The following is a 16,206-nucleotide window of genomic DNA, read 5'->3' on the forward strand; positions in this document are numbered from 1 at the left end:
TTACTTCTTGCCCGTTTTACCCTGCAATAACCATTGGTGGTTATGCGAGGGGGGGTGAGCAAGGAACCGACTGGTTTGCCGAAGCTTCCATTGCGGCTTTCACCGCTGGAAGTGATCGGGCTTCGTGACCCTAGCGAGGGCACGTGGGCAAGGCTGCGCGCGCTCCAGTATTCCGAACTACACCAATTCTCCCGAATACGGTTCGCAGCGCATGGAATTGCCGGGACAATGGCAGTTGCGCTTTACCTGGGGACGTTTCCTGCCTGGATGCTCGCAATCTGGCTGTTGTCGATCGTTTTGGCGGTCGCCAATGTCAGCCGGGTGGACCGTCAGTTCGCCGATATCGCGAAGCGGCATATGACTCAGCTGGAATTCAGGCGTCAGGCGTTTGCTGTCGGCCTGTGTGCCGTGCCCTGGCTCATCGCACTCCTGCTCGCCGCCCCTTTGGGAAGTTCGGCGCAACACTTCGGTCTCTGGGCCTTGGCAGCGATGCTGATCGCCGGCAGCGCGGCGACGACCTCTTCGGCGCCCGTTTCTACGGTGGTTTTTGATCTTGTCGTGGGAATTGCCGGATCGGTGTCCTTCGTCATACTTGGCGAATATCCCTTCGCTGTTGCAAGCCTCGCCTTTGTGCTCACCATCGTAGCGGCGGCTCTCAACTCGGCGCGCACCTACCTATCGGCGCGTATCGCAGAGGCTGGTGTTGCGGAGAAGGACGAGGTCGTTTCGCTGCTCTTGCGTGAATTCGAAGAGAAAGAGTCCGATTGGCTTTGGCAGGTCGATAACAACCGCCGCCTACGCTCGGTATCGCCACGCTTCGCCTTTGCTCTTGGTCGTGAACCTGCTGATGTTGAGGGCGAGCGTTTCATTCGCATTATTGCCGGGGACTCCTTTGAAACCGGCGAAGTACCGCGCAGCCTTCACGATCTTGCGGAACGGCTGAAACGGCGCGAGAGTTTCTCCAACCTGATGGTGCAAGTGCATATCGATGAGCAGCGTCGCTGGTGGGAGCTTTCGGGCACCCCGATGCGCGATCAGTCGGGCAACTATATCGGTTTTCGCGGTGTCGGCTCGGATGTGAGCGAGCAGCGCGAGCGTGACGAGAAGATCGCTTATCTGGCGCGCTATGACACGCTCACAGGCCTTCCCAACCGCCTTATGCTCACAGAGGCGCTGGGAGAGGCCATGCGCTTCTCCGAACAATGGCGCACACGCTGCGCGTTTCTGATGATCGATCTCGATCGCTTTAAGCAGGTGAACGATTCCCTCGGCCACCTTGTCGGGGACCGGTTGCTGGCAAAGGTCTCGGAACGCCTCAATTCTGTGTGCACGGACAATGAACGGTGCGGCCGGCTTGGTGGTGACGAATTTGCCGTCGTGATCCGCGATGCGACTGATCACATGCGGGTGGACCGGATTGCCGAGACGATTATCGAACAGCTTTCGCAGCCCTATTCGGTCGACAATCACACGCTCTTCATCGGGGCCAGCGTTGGCTCGGCGATTGGTCCGCGTGACGGACAGAATGTCGAAACGCTCATGCGCAATGCCGACCTTGCTCTCTATCGCGCTAAGGATGAAGGGGGCGGGGTCCACTACAATTACATTCCCTCGTTGCACGCCGATGCCGAGGAGCGTCGCCGGCTCGAGCTTTCACTGCGTCAGGCAATCGAAAAGCGGGAGCTGGAGCTGAACTTCCAGCCCGTGGTGAATGCGAAGTCGGAAAATGTGGTCAGCTTTGAAGCGCTACTGCGTTGGAACAGCGAAGAACACGGTTTCATCAGCCCGGCAAAATTCATCCCGCTCGCTGAAGATACGCGCCTGATTGTTCCGATAGGCAAATGGGTGCTGCACGAAGCCTGTCGTCAGGCCAAGCGTTGGGACGATGACATCAAAGTGGCTGTCAACGTTTCTGGTGAACAGCTACTTGAGCCCGATTTCAGTGCGACCGTGGTGGAAGCACTGGCTGCAACGGGCCTTCCGGCGAACCGGCTCGAAGTAGAAGTCACCGAAAGCGTCTTCCTGCGTGACGGCAAAACGGCAAACGAAACGCTGGATGAAATTCTGGCACTGGGTTGCTCGGTTGCGCTGGATGACTTTGGCACCGGATACTCGTCGCTCGGTTATTTGCGCGATCTACGTTTTTCGACGATCAAGGTCGATCGCAGCTTTGTGCAAGGTGCATCGGAATCGAGCCCTGAAAGCCTGGCGATCATCCGCGCCGTTGTAGCGATGGCGGAGAGCCTGGAGATGTCCACCACGGCGGAGGGTGTGGAAACCATCGAGCAAGTGGAAATGATCCGCGAGCTCGGCTGCACGAAGATCCAGGGATTCTACTTCGGCCGCCCTATGACCGCCGCCGAAGCATATGCACTTGTGGTGCAGCGCCGTCAGGCCGCGTAGCTCTTAAGCTGGGGCGAGAACACCCAGAGCACTTTCGAACAGCCGGCGACCATCGCTTCCGCCGTGATCGCTTTCGATCGCGCGCTCGGGATGCGGCATCATGCCCAAAACATTGCCTGCTGGATTGAGAATGCCGGCAATGTCGCGCCGTGACCCGTTGACTTTCTCGGTGTAGCGGAAGGCCACGCGGCCATCACCTTCAAGCCGGTCAAGCGTGTCTTCATCGGCAAAGAAATTCCCGTCATGATGTGCCACGGGCACGTGGATTTCTTCGTCCGAGGCATATCCGCCGGTGAACAGACTTTGCGTGTTTTCGACCTTGAGCGATACTGTGCGGCAAATGAAATTCTGCCCTGCATTGCGCATGAGTGCTCCGGGCAGCAGCCTTGCTTCGGTCAGTACCTGAAAGCCATTGCACACCCCAAGCACCGGAACGCCGCGCTCTGCCGCCGCGATGACCGAACGCATGATCGGGCTGTTCGCTGCCATCGCGCCACTGCGGAGATAGTCACCGTAGGAGAAGCCGCCGGGCAAGGCGATAAAATCGAGGCCATCGGGAAGATCGGCATCACCGTGCCAGACCTTGTGCGGATCGCGCCCCGTCACATCGCGCAGCGCCACCTGCATGTCGCGGTCGCAATTGGAACCGGGGAAGGTGACAACTGCGGTTTTCATCAGGCCACCTTTTCGATGCGGTAGTTTTCGATGACGGTGTTGGCGAGCAGCTTTTCGCACATTTCGCCCAGTGCTTCGTCATTGGTGCTGTCAGCCACATCGAGTTCCACCGTTCGGCCCACGCGGACATCGTCAACACCGGAGAAGCCAAGCCCCTCCAGCGCGTGATGCACGGCACGACCCTGTGGATCGAGAACACCGGGTTTGAGCGAGATGTGGATGCGAACTTTCATTGCGAGAGGCCTTTTGCGCGAGTCCTTCTGTGTGAGTGGCCTATGGCGAAGGAGAAGCCCGACAGCAAGAGGGCGGCACGGGTGTTCCCCATGCCGCCCCCTGATTGGTCGATCAGACGGTGCTTATTCGCCGGCATCATCCGAAGGCGCGACCAGCACGCGCGCATCGGCACGGCGTTCCGGTACCAGATACTGCTGGGCGAGAGCCTGCAGCTGTTCGGGCGTTACGGCCATGATCGTTTCGATCTGCACGCGCGCGCGGTCGAGGCCTTCGGGATAGCTTTGCGCATCGCTGACGAGGCCCAGCCAGTAGCCGTTGTTCTCCTGTGCCTGCCGGATATTCTCGATCACCGGCTGACGCGCGCGCAGCAGGAAGTCTTCGCTGACGGGCGCGTCACGCAATTCCGCGGCGAGGCGGTGGACGATCGCGAGCGTATCGTCTGCCAGGTTCGGATCGACCACGGCAGACATGCTGATCGTGCCGTAACCGTCATATTCGCCGCTGGTCGAACCGCCGACAGACGGGCTGTAGGTTGCGGCAAATTCTTCTCGCAGGGTTTCGATACCCTTCAGGCGCAGAACACCGACCAGCAGATCGAGCGCTACGGCCTCTGCGTAGTCCTTGTTGTCGGTCGTGCGCCAGATACTGCCCACCAGGGCCTGGTCGTCCTGACCGGTGTGGGTGAACTCGCTGACCGTATCGTCCGACAGATCCTTGAATGTAACAGCGCGCTGTTCTGCGTATTCGGCGAACTCGGCATTGCGCGTGGGCAGGGCGCCGAAGCTCTGCGCGACGGCAGCTATGGCCGCATCGGGATCGATGTCGCCAACAATGCCGATTTCGATTGCGCCATTCGCCGCAGCCGCCTGAATGGCAGCAAGCAGAGCTTCGCGGTCCACGGAATCGAGATCTTCGCGCGTAGGGAAGGCGAAATAGGGGCTGTCGACAATCATCTCGCCCGAATTGAACCCGAATACCGAACCTGGTTGTGACAGAACCTGGTTCCAGACCTGCTCGATAACCGCATTAAAACGCGCATCGGCTTCGGGACGCAGGCCGAGATCGGTCAGGAAGGCCGCGCTGACCTTCATCTGCAGATCAAGATCGTCCGGCGTGGTCACACCGCCCGTACCGAATGTGTCGGGCTGCGAACCGATTCCGGTTGTAATCTGACGGCCTGCCAGCGCTTCCTGCAGTTCATCGGCGCTGTGCGCCTGCGTGCCGCCGACATCGGAGGCAATCTGGAGGTAAATCCCGGCGGCTGTCGAATTCATGTCGCCCAGCGCGAAATTGCCCCCGTCCATAGAGACGTTGAACCGCACACGGCCGGGTTCGAAATCGGTCTGCTTGATGTTCAGGCGCACGTTGTTGGCGAAGGTCACGGTGCGGATGCCGAGATCCTCGATATAGTCGTCCGACACGACCGTGCCGGGGGTTCCCCAGTCGTCATAGGCAAAGACAACCGCGTCGCTGTCTTCCGGCGGGGCAACTGCTACCCGGGTGCTCTCCATGAAGGCTGTGGCGACGGCTTCCTCACCGCCCTCCAGCTCCTTGGCGGTGACGCGGACGAGTGGTTCGCCCACGCTCCATGCTTCGCGGAATGTTTCATTGACGGCGTCCAGCGTCAGCTGCGGACGCATTGCTTCGAACATTTCGAGGCGGAAGGCAGGAGTGGTGATGAAGTCGTTCTCGGTTGCTGCATTCACCAGCGCTCCGGCAAGCTGCGACGTTGTTCGCGCGTCAGCCTGGGCGGCGGCGCGCGTATAGCTGGCCGACGTCTGGGTCAGCGCGTAGTCGAGCTCGCTCTGGGTGAAGCCGTACTGCAACGCACGGCGCAGTTCCTGCTCGGCTATGGCGAGGCCGCGTTCCCACTGCCCGTCGCGTGTCTGGATAGACAGCGAGGTGAAATCAGCCACGCCTTCATCGTCACCACGGCCATAACCACCACCAAGGATCGGGCTGTCCGGCTGGTTCGAAATGCGTTCGATCCGGCGATTGAACATGATGCTGGAAAGGCTGCGCAGCTGGCTGGCGGTCCGCTCTGCCAGTGTGTCTGCGGGATCGGTATACGGACGAAGCTGGTAAATGGCCACGCCTTCACCGATTGCCGGATCGACGAATGTATCGAACTCTGTAGAACGATCGAAGTCGACATCACCCAGCGGCGGGATGACGCCCGGCTCGCCAACGCCACGCCAATCGCTGAAGCGTTCGATGATCTGCGCTTCGATGTCTTCCACATCGATATCGCCAACTACGATCAGCGTGGCATTTTCAGGGCGGTAGAAGCGCTGGTAAAGGCTGCGGAACATCTCTGACGTTGCAGCGCGCACTGTCGCATCTGTCCCGATGGGGAAACGGCTGACGTAGCGTGTGCCCGGGATGCGGAAATCGAACATGTCGCGGAAATTGCGCAGTCCGGCACTGTCTCGCGTACGACGTTCGCTGACGATGATCTCACGCTCGCGGTCCACGGCTTCCGGCTCGAACAGCATTTCGCTAGCCGTTTCGCGCATCAGGAACAGCGCGGTGTCGACGCCTTCCTCGTTCGCATTGGGAATGTCGAGCATGTACACCGTTTCTTCAAAGCTGGTGTAGGCGTTGGTGTCCGCACCGAAGGACGCGCCCAGCCGCTCCAGCAGGGGGATCATCTCGCCTTCGGGTACGTTCGTGGTGCCGTTGAACGCCATATGCTCGATAAAGTGGGCCAGGCCCTGCTCTTCCTCGGACTCGCCGAAGGAGCCGAAATCGATGTGCAGGCGGAAGGATGCCGAAGCATCGGGCGTGTCATTGTGCCGGATGGCATAACGCATGCCGTTGTCCAGCACGCCATAGGTGATTGCCGGATCTTCCTGAACATCGGTGGCTTCGGTACCCCATGCCGACTGCGCGGCGACCGGCGCGGCAAGGGCGAGCGAAAGCGCCAGGGTGGCGCCGGAAATTGTGGAGCGCAATGCGCGGCGAATGGTCATGGATAGTCCTCTCATCTCACATGATATTGCCCGTCGGGAATGCGCGCGACCCTATGCGTGCAGACGGTATCTTGCACCTTATGCAGACGCGATGAACCTGACGCAACAGGCCCTAAGGCCTATTGCGCGATAAGTTCCTCATTTCCGTAATTATTTCTTTGGCTTCGGAACCGGTTGGCGCAGGCGCGAGCGGTGGGCGTCCATGTCGAGAACTTCGCCGGGCGAATTGTCGTCCTCTTTCTGCAGCAGACCGAGACGCTTGGCGACTTCCTGATAGGCCTCTGCTTCGCCACCCAAATCGCGGCGGAAGCGGTCCTTGTCCAGCTTTTCGCCGGTGTTGAAGTCCCACAGGCGGCAGTTGTCGGGGCTGATCTCGTCGGCCAGGATCACGCGGCTGAAATCGCCATCGAAAATGCGGCCAAATTCCAGCTTGAAGTCGACCAGACGAATGTCGATCGCGGCGAACATGCCGCACATGAAATCATTGATGCGGATGGCCATCGCGGCGATATCCTGCATCTCTTCATGACCGGCCCAGTTGAACGCTGCGATATGCTCTTCGCTCACCAGCGGGTCCCCCAGAGCATCGTCTTTCAGGTAGTACTCGATCAGCGTGTGCGGCAGCATCTCGCCTTCTTCGATACCTAATCGCTTGGAAATGGACCCGGCAGCCACATTGCGCACCACCACTTCCAGCGGAATGATTTCCACTTGCCGTACCAGCTGTTCACGCATGTTGAGGCGGCGGATGAAATGGGTGGGGATGCCAAGGTGGGCGAGGCGGGTGAACACGTGCTCGCTGATGCGATTGTTGATCACGCCCTTGCCGTTGATGGTGCCGCGCTTCTCCGCGTTGAATGCGGTCGCATCGTCCTTGAAATACTGGATGATCGTGCCCGGTTCGGGGCCTTCATACAGGATCTTGGCCTTGCCTTCGTAGATCTGGCGGCGGCGGGACATGGGCGATTACCTTTCCAATGCAAAAAGCGAGCGCCCCGGCTGCGCTGTGCACGAGCCGGGGCGGTTGTCCGATCCTATACACAAGGGCAGAGCGAAGGGCAATCACGGCCGTCAATCAGGCTTGCAAGCGCGGCCATCATCGTTCCTAATGCCTGCAACACATTCAAAGGATTGAGACATGGAAGCCATCGCAGCCGATCTGGAAACCATGCGGCGCGTGCCGCTGGCAGATAACCACGTCGCCATGATCCGCGAGATCGGCAAGGAACGCAGCTATGCAGCTGGCGAGGTGGTTGCCGAAGTGGGTGAGCCAATGGACGAATTCGTCTACGTTCTCGAAGGCGAAATCGAGATCGTCGATCCCTGGTCTGACGAGCGTTTGCTCGAAGCGTCGCTAGGCCCGACGCAATTCATGGGCGAGATCGCGTTCCTCAATGCTGGAAGCTGGTTCCTGCCGTTGCGGGCGGCAAAGGACACGAAAGTGATTGCCGCCCCGCGCGAGGCGATGCTTGAACTGATGGGCCGTGTACCCGAGCTGTCCGATCATATCATCAGCGTCTTCGCCGCGCGGCGCCGCAGGCAGTTCGAGCTACAAAACTCCTCCGTCAAGCTGATCGGCGCCGATCAGGACCCGGCGGTGCAGAAGGTGGAGAGCTTCCTGCGCCGCAATCGGATTCCGTACGAGAGCCTGGATCTGGATGGCCGCGACGATGAGACACTCGAAGTATGTAATCTGACCGATCACAAACCCGCAGTGATCGTCGGCAAGGGAGAGATCATGCAAGATCCGACGCCGCGCAAGGTCGCGCAGCGCTTCGGTCTCGATCTCGAGATGTGTTCGCAGACTGTCTATGACGTCCTGATCGTTGGTGGTGGACCAGGCGGGGTTGCAGCGGCGGTGTATGCCGGAGCCGAAGGGCTGTGTGCCCTGCTCATCGAAGATACTGCGATTGGCGGACAGGCGGGCACTTCCAGCCGGATCGAGAACTACATGGGCTTTCCCACCGGTATTTCCGGAGCGGACCTCGTTTATCGCGGTGAAATCCAGGCGATGAAGTTCGGCACGCGTTTTGCCATGCCACGCCGGGTGGCAGGGCTGGAAAAGCGCGAAGACGGGCTATTCTGTGCCACGCTGGATGACGGTACGGAGGTTTGTGCTAGGTCAGTAGTTGTCGCCACTGGGGTACAATATCGCCGCCTTCCGCTCGATGGACTGCGGGAACTGGAAGGCACTGGCATCTACTACGCCGCGACTGACATGGAGGCGCGCTTCTGTCGAAATAGCGACGCGGTGGTGGTCGGTGGAGGCAATTCCGCCGGGCAAGCGGCCATGTATCTGAGCCGCACGGCAAACCATGTGCATGTGATCGTTCGTGGCGATAGCCTTGCAAGCTCAATGAGCGACTACCTGACAAGCCGGTTGGAGCACGATCCGGCGATCACCATCCATTACAATACCACCGTGAGCGAACTTAAAGGCGACGGACGATTGAAAGGGATAACCCTGTCGAAGCCGGATGGTGACGAAGAGCTGGCTTGTGCAGCACTGTTCATCATGATCGGAGCGGCGCCCAATACCGATTGGTTGGCAGGTCACGTACAGCTGGATGAGCGTGGATTTGTTCTGACGGGCGAAGACTATGGCGGCAGGAGCCTGTTCGAGACTTCGACACCGGGCATTTTTGCCGTCGGTGACGTCCGGTCAGGTTCGGTCAAGCGCGTCGCTAGCGCCGTGGGTGAGGGGTCCGTTGTAATCAGTGCCGCATGGCAGCATGTGAACGCACCGGACGGTTCCGGGAGCTAGGCCGGAAGCGCAGCTCAAAAAAGAAAGGCGCCGCGGTTTCCCGCAGCGCCTTGTCTCTTTGTGAAAGTTCTACCGCTTAGTCAGCCGGCGGAACGTCATCCACGCTGGCGTAGAGACCCTGGCCAACAAGGCCTTCACGTACGTCCTCGGCCACTTCGGCGTTGTATTCCGAAACGGTCGAGATCACTTCGCCATCCTTGTCGAGCAGCAGGGCGGGTTCGCCCGAGCCGGTCGGAGCCATGCGGATGTACACAGGATCCGGATAAAGGTTGTTCGAAGCACCGTTGCTGGCGTCCACAACACCGCCGATGAGGCCGCCAGCCAGCAGGTTGCCAGCCACGGAGCCACCGGTGCGGCTCTGCATGTAGATGGTCACAGACTCATAACCGTCTGCCGTGAAGGTCACCATGTTGTCGTCACCACGACGCATTTCGAATGAACAAGGCGTGGTGCAGGTCTGGCCTGCGAGCGTTTCGATGGTGGCGCCTGCCGGCTCCGATTCGAACTCGACCGGCTGGTTCACACCGTTGAGCACAGTTGCGCAGCCCGAAAGGCTGACCGACGCGATAGCAATCGCGGAAGCAATCTTAAGTTTCATGATTATTTACGTCCCCGTCCAAGAATTTGGATGCGGATTTTTAGCCAAGTCGCAAATATCGTTCAATCGCTATTTTTGCACGGCTTGCGGAATGTCGTTGTGATACAATTTCGCCCGATTTGCATTGATGCGCACGTGTCAATGCACAAGGCGTGCGCCTTTGTGGGAGATCACTGCTGAAGAGGGTGGTGCCCGGGGGCGGAGTCGAACCACCGACACGGCGATTTTCAATCGCCTGCTCTACCACTGAGCTACCCAGGCATCTTGTTCACGGCAGACATCTTCGAAGTGCCCGGCGAGCAAGTGAAGCGCGCCTATGGCGAAGCGCGACGCGCTTGGCAAGGGGGAATCAATCCCCTTTTGCGATGTCTTCCGGAGAAGCAGGGTCGCCTGCGACAGCATAGCCATCATTGAACCAAGCGGAGAGGTCCTTGTCGCGGCATCGGCTCGAGCAAAACGGCGAGAAATCTTCGTTGCGCGGCTTCTTGCAGATGGGGCAGGGCTTGGTGCTCATGGTTGCACTACCTGGGCATGCCAGCCCGAGATCGCAAGCGCCGGATCGCTTTTGAGCTCCGTCTTGCGAGCTGTTCGCCGATCCAGTTCTGCGAGCCAGTCGTCCCGCATTGCCGCGATCACCGTGGGATGTGCATTAATCTGGGTAACACCAGGCCCGGCCAGTTCTGCCGCATGATTGATCGCGTATCTCGCACTGGCACCCGTGCGATCAAAATGCAGCCGGTGCAGCAATGAAGGTCGCTCCATGCGTGCAACAATCTGGACAAACCCGAAACCGTTCATAGCGGTCCGCTCGTGCGGCCAGTGAACCAAAGCGGTTTGCAGTGCTGCGTCTACCGCCTTGCGATCTGCCCGATCAGCCAGAGTTGGAAAGTCTATCCCTATCGATCCAGCCAGTCCCATCCACCCAATCGCGGTTGCCAGCGGTTCGACGGCAGCAAGCGCGAGCGAGCGCGGAGAAAGATCGCCGTCGATGTCGATCAAAGTCATCGCTGGCGTCGGGTGGAAGGTCAGTTCGCCTTGCGGGAACTGCCATTTTCCTTCCCAGGCAGCGCTCCAGACTTCGGCCCAGTTGTCGCGATAGAATGTGCTGACGACTTTCGCGTCGAGCTGCTTTGCGAGGCTCGGTGCCTTGCATGGTTCTTCATCCGTCGGGCGAGCCTGTGCCAGCTTGTTTCGGCCAACTTCTCTAGCGGCGGAGCGCGTGACACGCAGGCGTATACGCTCACCTTCGCTGGCTTCTCGTGGCAGGCGATCGACCAGCGCCTCTTCTCCACTATCAAAAAGAGCGCGACCGCGGGCCGTTCCTTTTTCACGTTTCACGAGAAGGGCATCCTCAACAAGTCCCGGTGCCAGCTCGCCCGGCCAGTCGATCTGTGCGGCAAGAACATGATGACCGTCTTTCAGCAGAGCTCGGTGCTCGCCGATGTTCTCGGAGACCAGCCACTCAGCCAAGGCGGAACCCCGCGGCATTGAGCAAGGCGCGTGTCTCGTATAGCGGCAGGCCAACGACACCCGAATGGCTGCCTTTTATCCACGGGATCAGTGCCTCAGCCATCCCCTGAATGGCGTAACCGCCTGCTTTTCCGTGCCATTCGCCGCTGGCGATGTAGGCGTCGATCTCCTCGCCGGAGAGGCGCTTGAACTTGAGCTGCGTTTCGTTCAGTCGCTCACGAACGCTGCCATCTGGTGCGGCGAGGGCGATAGCGGAGAGGACGCGGTGACGGCGGCCAGACAGCAGTTCGAGGCACTGACGTGCTGTGGTTTCGTCCTCTGCTTTAGGGAGGATGCGGCGACCGCAGGCCACGACCGTATCGCCTGCCAGCACATGAGAGGTTCCGCCATCAACTGCTGCCGCCTTTTCACGCGCCATACGCGTGGCATAGTCGCGCGGAAGCTCGCCCTTGTGCGGCGTCTCGTCGATATCGGCTGGGGCCACGGCATCAGGCTCCACACCCAGACGCGCTAACAGCTCCCGCCGCCGCGGGCTGGCCGATGCGAGGATAAGGCTTGGAGCGGGCGTGGTCATGCCCGGCTACTTAGGAAGGGTTGTAGCCTGGAGGGCCGCTGCGGCCCGGCATAAAGCGGTAGGTGATGCGCGCCTTGGTCAGATCGTAAGGCGTCAGTTCGCACAGCACCTCGTCACCCACCAGCACGCGGATGCGGTTCTTGCGCATACGCCCAGCGGTGTGCCCAAGCACTTCGTGGCCGTTTTCGAGCTCTACCCGGAACATCGCGTTGGGCAGAAGCTCTACTACCTTGCCGCGCATTTCGAGGAGTTCTTCTTTAGCCATTCAGTTCAAGATCCTTGCGTGAGGTGTAGAAAATGTGTCGGGCGCGCATAGCCGCCTGCCTCGCAAAATGGAAGAGCGCGTGTGCATAGGGGCTGAATAGGGACGAAAGCCTTTTGACATCTGCGACAATTTAATACTTTAGCCCAGCTTGCCAGATGTTGCGCTGCGCCACATACCGCCGCTGACGGTTGGGACCCGATCTATATTGCTAAAGGGATTTTCGTGCGAACCACCGTTGCCACCAGTAGCCTGGCGATTGCCGTTGCGCTGATATTAAATCCGGTGGCCCCGGTGCGCGCGCAGGATGGCGAAGAGCAGCAGGCAGAGGAACAGCCTGCCGAGCCCGCGCCGGACATTGACCTTGTCGAAGAGGATATGAACAGCATCCTCGTGCTTGGTGCGCGGTTGGTAGATCGTATCGACACAGCACAGGCGCCCATTCTGGAGCTCGATTCAGACGATATCGCCGCTTACGGTGCAGGTTCCATTGCGGAGCTAATCAGTGCGCTCGGTCCCGAGGTGTCTAGTGGACGAGGGCGAGGAGGAGGCGGTCCGCCTGTCATTCTCGTCAACGGCGTGCGGATTTCCTCCTTCCGCGAGCTGCGCAGCTATCCGCCTGAGGCGATCGAGCGGACCGAAGTCTTCAGCGAGGATGTGGCCCAGCAGTTCGGCTATTCACCCGATCAGCGTGTCGTCAACATTATCCTCAAGGACAATTATGAAAGCCGCGTGGTCGAGCTGGAATATAGCCAGCCGTTCGATGGTGGTTACGCGGGCGGCGGGATCGACGGTACCTACCTGCGGATTAATGGCCCCAGCCGACTGAACTTCAATGTCGAGCTGACTGACTCTTCTCCCCTGACCGAGGGGGATCGCGGCGTGATCCAGTCGACCGGAGGTGCGCCGATTTTGGCGGGCGATCCCGATCCGGCCGATTTCCGCACGCTGGTCCCGGACAACTCGGGCTACGAGGCGACAGCCAACTGGACCACTGCCCTGGGCGGCGGCGGCGATTCCATGAGCCTGAGCGCAAGCTATGAGCGCAACAACAGCTTCAGCTTGCAAGGGCTCGATTCTGTCGTGCTGACCGATCCTGCGGGCGACACTTTGCTGCGCACATTCAATCCGCTCGATCCGCTGGCGATTGACCGGCGCAGCGATAGCTACTCTGCGGGCGCGGGCCTCGCTTCACGTATAGGAACCTGGCAGCTCAATATTACCGCTGACGCAACGCTTTCGGACTCGCTCAGTCTCATCCAGAGGCGGATCGACACGGCCGATCTGGTGGCTGACGCTGCTGCGGGCACCCTTGCGCTTGATGCTGACCTTGGCAATTTCGCCGAGGCTGGCGTCGACGAGTCCAAGAGCCAGACCTATCGTATCGATACACTGGCGACCGCGCGCGGCATTGCCTTCACGCTGCCTGCTGGCGATGTGAACACCACGATTTCGGCGGGTTGGACGGGCAATGGCATCGACAGCACCGACACGCGCAATCCGGGCCTGGTCACCAATCTCGACAGGCGTCGTTGGCGCGGCAACGTCAACATGGCCTTGCCCATCACCAGCCGCGATGAGGATTTCGGCGGCGCCATTGGCAATATCACGCTAAACCTCAATGCGGGCGTCAGCGAAGTCTCCGACTTCGGCACACTGCACAGTTTAGCCACCACGCTGATCTGGGGCCCGACGGAAACGCTGAGCTTCAGCGCGACCTACACGGGAAGGGAGGAAGCTCCTTCCCTTACGCAGCTTGGTGCAGCAGAGATATCGACGCCCAATGTCCCGGTGTTCGACATCGTCAATAACGAGACGGTGCTCGCCACGGTTATTTCCGGCGGCAACCCCGACCTTCCCGGCCAGACGCAGAGCGACTGGCAGTTTTCTGCCAATTGGCAACTGCCATTCATCGAGCGCGGCAGCCTGCGTTTCGAATATTTCGATAACCACGCAGAAGACATTACCGAAGGCTTCCCGCTTTTGACGCCCGAGATCGAGGCTGCGTTTCCGGGGAGGATCACGCGTGATGCAACGGGCAGGCTGACACAGCTGGACAACCGTTTTGTGACCTTTGCCCAGCGAGACGTCCGGCGTTTGCGCGTCGGCTTGTTCATGGGCGGCGAGATTGGCGTGGGCAGTCAGGAAGGCGAAGGCGGTAGTGGACCTCCCCCAGGCGTGCGTCGCGAACCGGGCGCTGGTAGAGCTGGTGGCCCGCCGCGCGATCCGGCGCAGTTCGCGGCCATGCGCGAACAGTTTTGTTCGGCTGAACCCGACGAATTGCTGGACCTGTTCAATCGCGCGCTTGCTGCGCAGCGAGCAGGCGAGGACCCGCCTCTCGATGCTGATGGCAACCCGATCTCTATTCCACCACGCATGCTGGAGCGCCTTGCCGGAGAAGACGGGCAGATCGATCCCGAACGCTTCGCCATGATCCGAGAACGTTTCTGTAGTGCCGATGGGGCGCGACAGGGCGTACGCCCGGGAGGCGGTGGTGATCAGGCACGTGCAGGCGGACGTCGTGGCAGGGGCGGCAGGCGCGGCGGTGGTCGTGGTTTTGGTCGTTTCGGCGGCGGTGGTGACGGTCCACCCGTGATCCGCTGGTTTGCCAACCTGCAGTACACGCTTGAGCTTCAAGACGATGTGCTGATCGCTCCGGGGCTGCCGACGCTCGATCTGCTGGAAGGCGATGCCCTGTCCGGTGGCGGGACGTCTCGTCACTCGGCGACGCTTCGCACCGGTGCGTTTTATGATGGCTGGGGCACCTTGATTTTCGCGAATTATCAGGGGGCTTCACGGATCAACGGGTCGGGTCTCGCCGGCAGCACCGATCTGTTTTTCAATGACATTGCCCGCTTCAACTGGCGGCTCTTTGTCGACCTTTCTGAGCGGGATTCGCTGATTGAAGCCGTGCCGTTGCTGGACAATGTTCGCATTTCTGTGGCGGTCGATAATCTCTTCGATGCGCGTCAGCGGGTGGTCGACAGCAATGGCGATACGCCGCTGCGCTACCAACCCTTCCTGATCGATCCGCGCGGGCGCAGCTTTGGTATCGAAATCCGGAAGCTGTTTTAGAGCGACTGCGCCGCCGCGTGGGCGCTCGCCCATGCCCACTGGAAGTTATAACCGCCCAGCCAGCCGGTCACGTCTACCGCTTCGCCTATAGCGTAGAGGCCGGGCACCTTCTTTGCTTCCATCGTTTTGGAGGACAATTCGGCGGTGGAGATGCCGCCCGCTGTCACTTCGGCCTTGGCAAAGCCTTCGGTCCCGTTGGGATTGAAGCGCCAGTTGGCCAAGCGCTCTTCTGCTGCGCGGAGGGTCTTGTCGGGGGCATTGCCAAGGTCACTGTCGATACCGATCTGATCGGTCAGCACGTCTGCCAGCCTATCCGGCAGCGCCTCGCGCAGAATGGCGCGAAGCCGCGCAGAAGGCGTGGTATGCTTGGCTTCGAGTAGCCACCCTGCCGGCTTGTCCGGCATAAAGCGGATCATCACCGGATCGCCGTGCTTCCAGTAGCTTGAGACCTGTAGGATCGATGGACCGGACATGCCCCGATGGGTGAAGAGCGCGGCTTCGCGGAATGTCGTCTTGTTGGCGCTGGCCTCAACATCTGCCGAGACACCCGACAGCTCGCGGAAAAGCACTTCCTCCCCGCCCAGCGTCAGCGGGACGAGAGCGGGGCGCGGCTCGACGATTTTCAAACCGAACTGACGGGCGAGAGTGTAAGCGAAATCGGTTGCGCCCATCTTTGGGATGCTCGGCCCGCCGGTGGCGATGACGAGCCGGGGCGCGGTGAACTGGCCGTATTGCGTGGTGACGGTGAAGCTCTCGCCCTCGCGGCTGACCCGCGAAACCTCCTCGTTGCAGCGGATAGTAACCTTGCCCGGACCGGTTGCACATTCCTCCAGCAGCATATCGACGACCTGGCGTGACGAGCCATCGCAGAATAGCTGCCCCAGCGTTTTCTCGTGCCAGGCGATATCGTGTTTCTCGACCAGATCGAGAAAGTGGCGTGGAGTGTATCGACTGAGCGCGCTCTTGGCGTAATGCGGATTGGCGCTGAGGTAGTTGGCCGGGCCCGCACCAATGTTGGTGAAGTTGCAGCGTCCACCGCCCGAGATCAGGACCTTTTTCCCGACCTTTTCCGCTTTTTCGAGCACGAGCATTGTGCGCCCGCGTTGCCCGGCCAGCGCAGCGCAAAAAAGCCCGGCGGCTCCTCCGCCGAGGATAATGGCATCGAAGCTTTCGCTCATG

The 16,206-nt window shown here is 60.2% G+C and carries 13 protein-coding genes and 1 tRNA gene; 3 read left to right on the forward strand and 11 right to left on the reverse strand.

Translation table 11 applies throughout. The features are described 5' to 3' along the window. Nucleotides 1–42: 42 nt before the first annotated feature. A complete protein-coding gene (locus tag OOZ52_RS00695; RefSeq protein ID WP_274696563.1) occupies nt 43–2,403 on the forward strand; it encodes a putative bifunctional diguanylate cyclase/phosphodiesterase in 2,361 nt (786 codons plus the stop codon). Between the two features lie 3 nt (nt 2,404–2,406). Here OOZ52_RS00695 and purQ read toward each other — a convergent pair whose 3' ends face one another. From purQ to purC, 4 genes are all read right to left on the reverse strand, one after another. Then, a complete protein-coding gene (purQ, locus tag OOZ52_RS00700) occupies nt 2,407–3,078 on the reverse strand; it encodes a phosphoribosylformylglycinamidine synthase subunit PurQ (RefSeq protein WP_274696564.1) in 672 nt (223 codons plus the stop codon). Continuing rightward, nucleotides 3,078–3,311 (reverse strand): phosphoribosylformylglycinamidine synthase subunit PurS, encoded by a 234-nt coding sequence (gene purS, locus OOZ52_RS00705; RefSeq protein WP_274696565.1) that lies wholly within the window; start codon nt 3,309–3,311, stop codon nt 3,078–3,080. The genes purQ and purS overlap by 1 nt, the downstream gene beginning before the upstream one ends. 123 nt (nt 3,312–3,434) lie before the next feature. Next, nucleotides 3,435–6,284, reverse strand: coding sequence for a M16 family metallopeptidase (locus OOZ52_RS00710; RefSeq protein ID WP_274696566.1), 2,850 nt, complete (start codon nt 6,282–6,284; stop codon nt 3,435–3,437). A gap of 150 nt (nt 6,285–6,434) precedes the next feature. Then, the gene (gene purC, locus OOZ52_RS00715; RefSeq protein ID WP_274696567.1) at nt 6,435–7,244 is read right to left on the reverse strand and encodes a phosphoribosylaminoimidazolesuccinocarboxamide synthase; all 810 of its coding nucleotides are present in this window, start codon (nt 7,242–7,244) and stop codon (nt 6,435–6,437) included. 178 nt (nt 7,245–7,422) lie between these two features. Between purC and OOZ52_RS00720 the strand changes: the two genes are divergently transcribed. Beyond that, nucleotides 7,423–9,048, forward strand: coding sequence for an FAD-dependent oxidoreductase (locus tag OOZ52_RS00720; RefSeq protein WP_274696568.1), 1,626 nt, complete (start codon nt 7,423–7,425; stop codon nt 9,046–9,048). Between the two features lie 76 nt (nt 9,049–9,124). Here OOZ52_RS00720 and OOZ52_RS00725 read toward each other — a convergent pair whose 3' ends face one another. The 6 genes from OOZ52_RS00725 to infA form a co-directional block, all read right to left on the reverse strand. Further along, nucleotides 9,125–9,646 carry a hypothetical protein gene (locus tag OOZ52_RS00725; RefSeq protein ID WP_274696569.1) on the reverse strand — a complete coding sequence of 174 codons (522 nt, stop codon included), beginning with the start codon at nt 9,644–9,646 and terminating at the stop codon, nt 9,125–9,127. 186 nt (nt 9,647–9,832) lie between these two features. Further along, nucleotides 9,833–9,907, reverse strand: a tRNA-Phe gene (locus OOZ52_RS00730). A gap of 88 nt (nt 9,908–9,995) precedes the next feature. Beyond that, nucleotides 9,996–10,160, reverse strand: coding sequence for a DNA gyrase inhibitor YacG (locus OOZ52_RS00735; protein WP_274696570.1), 165 nt, complete (start codon nt 10,158–10,160; stop codon nt 9,996–9,998). Continuing rightward, nucleotides 10,157–11,116: a ribonuclease gene (locus tag OOZ52_RS00740; protein WP_274696571.1), complete on the reverse strand. Its 960-nt coding sequence runs from the start codon at nt 11,114–11,116 to the stop codon at nt 10,157–10,159. The genes OOZ52_RS00735 and OOZ52_RS00740 overlap by 4 nt, the downstream gene beginning before the upstream one ends. Then, nucleotides 11,109–11,690: a Maf family protein gene (locus OOZ52_RS00745; protein ID WP_274696572.1), complete on the reverse strand. Its 582-nt coding sequence runs from the start codon at nt 11,688–11,690 to the stop codon at nt 11,109–11,111. Before OOZ52_RS00745 ends, OOZ52_RS00740 begins: the two co-directional genes overlap by 8 nt. 10 nt (nt 11,691–11,700) lie before the next feature. Continuing rightward, on the reverse strand, nt 11,701–11,955 hold the full coding sequence (gene infA / locus OOZ52_RS00750) for a translation initiation factor IF-1 (RefSeq protein WP_274696573.1): 255 nt from the start codon (nt 11,953–11,955) through the stop codon (nt 11,701–11,703). A 222-nt stretch (nt 11,956–12,177) separates the two neighbouring features. Between infA and OOZ52_RS00755 the strand changes: the two genes are divergently transcribed. Then, entirely contained in the window at nt 12,178–15,027 is a 2,850-nt protein-coding gene (locus OOZ52_RS00755; protein ID WP_274696574.1) for a hypothetical protein, read from the forward strand. On the opposite strand, the gene OOZ52_RS00760 is transcribed toward OOZ52_RS00755, so the two are convergent. Beyond that, entirely contained in the window at nt 15,024–16,205 is a 1,182-nt protein-coding gene (locus tag OOZ52_RS00760) for an NAD(P)/FAD-dependent oxidoreductase (protein ID WP_274696575.1), read from the reverse strand. The two genes, OOZ52_RS00755 and OOZ52_RS00760, sit on opposite strands and share 4 nt — an antisense overlap. Nucleotide 16,206 lies beyond the last annotated feature (1 nt).

Source organism: Aurantiacibacter sp. D1-12, assembly GCF_028858515.1.
Classification (GTDB): Bacteria; Pseudomonadota; Alphaproteobacteria; order Sphingomonadales; family Sphingomonadaceae; genus Alteraurantiacibacter.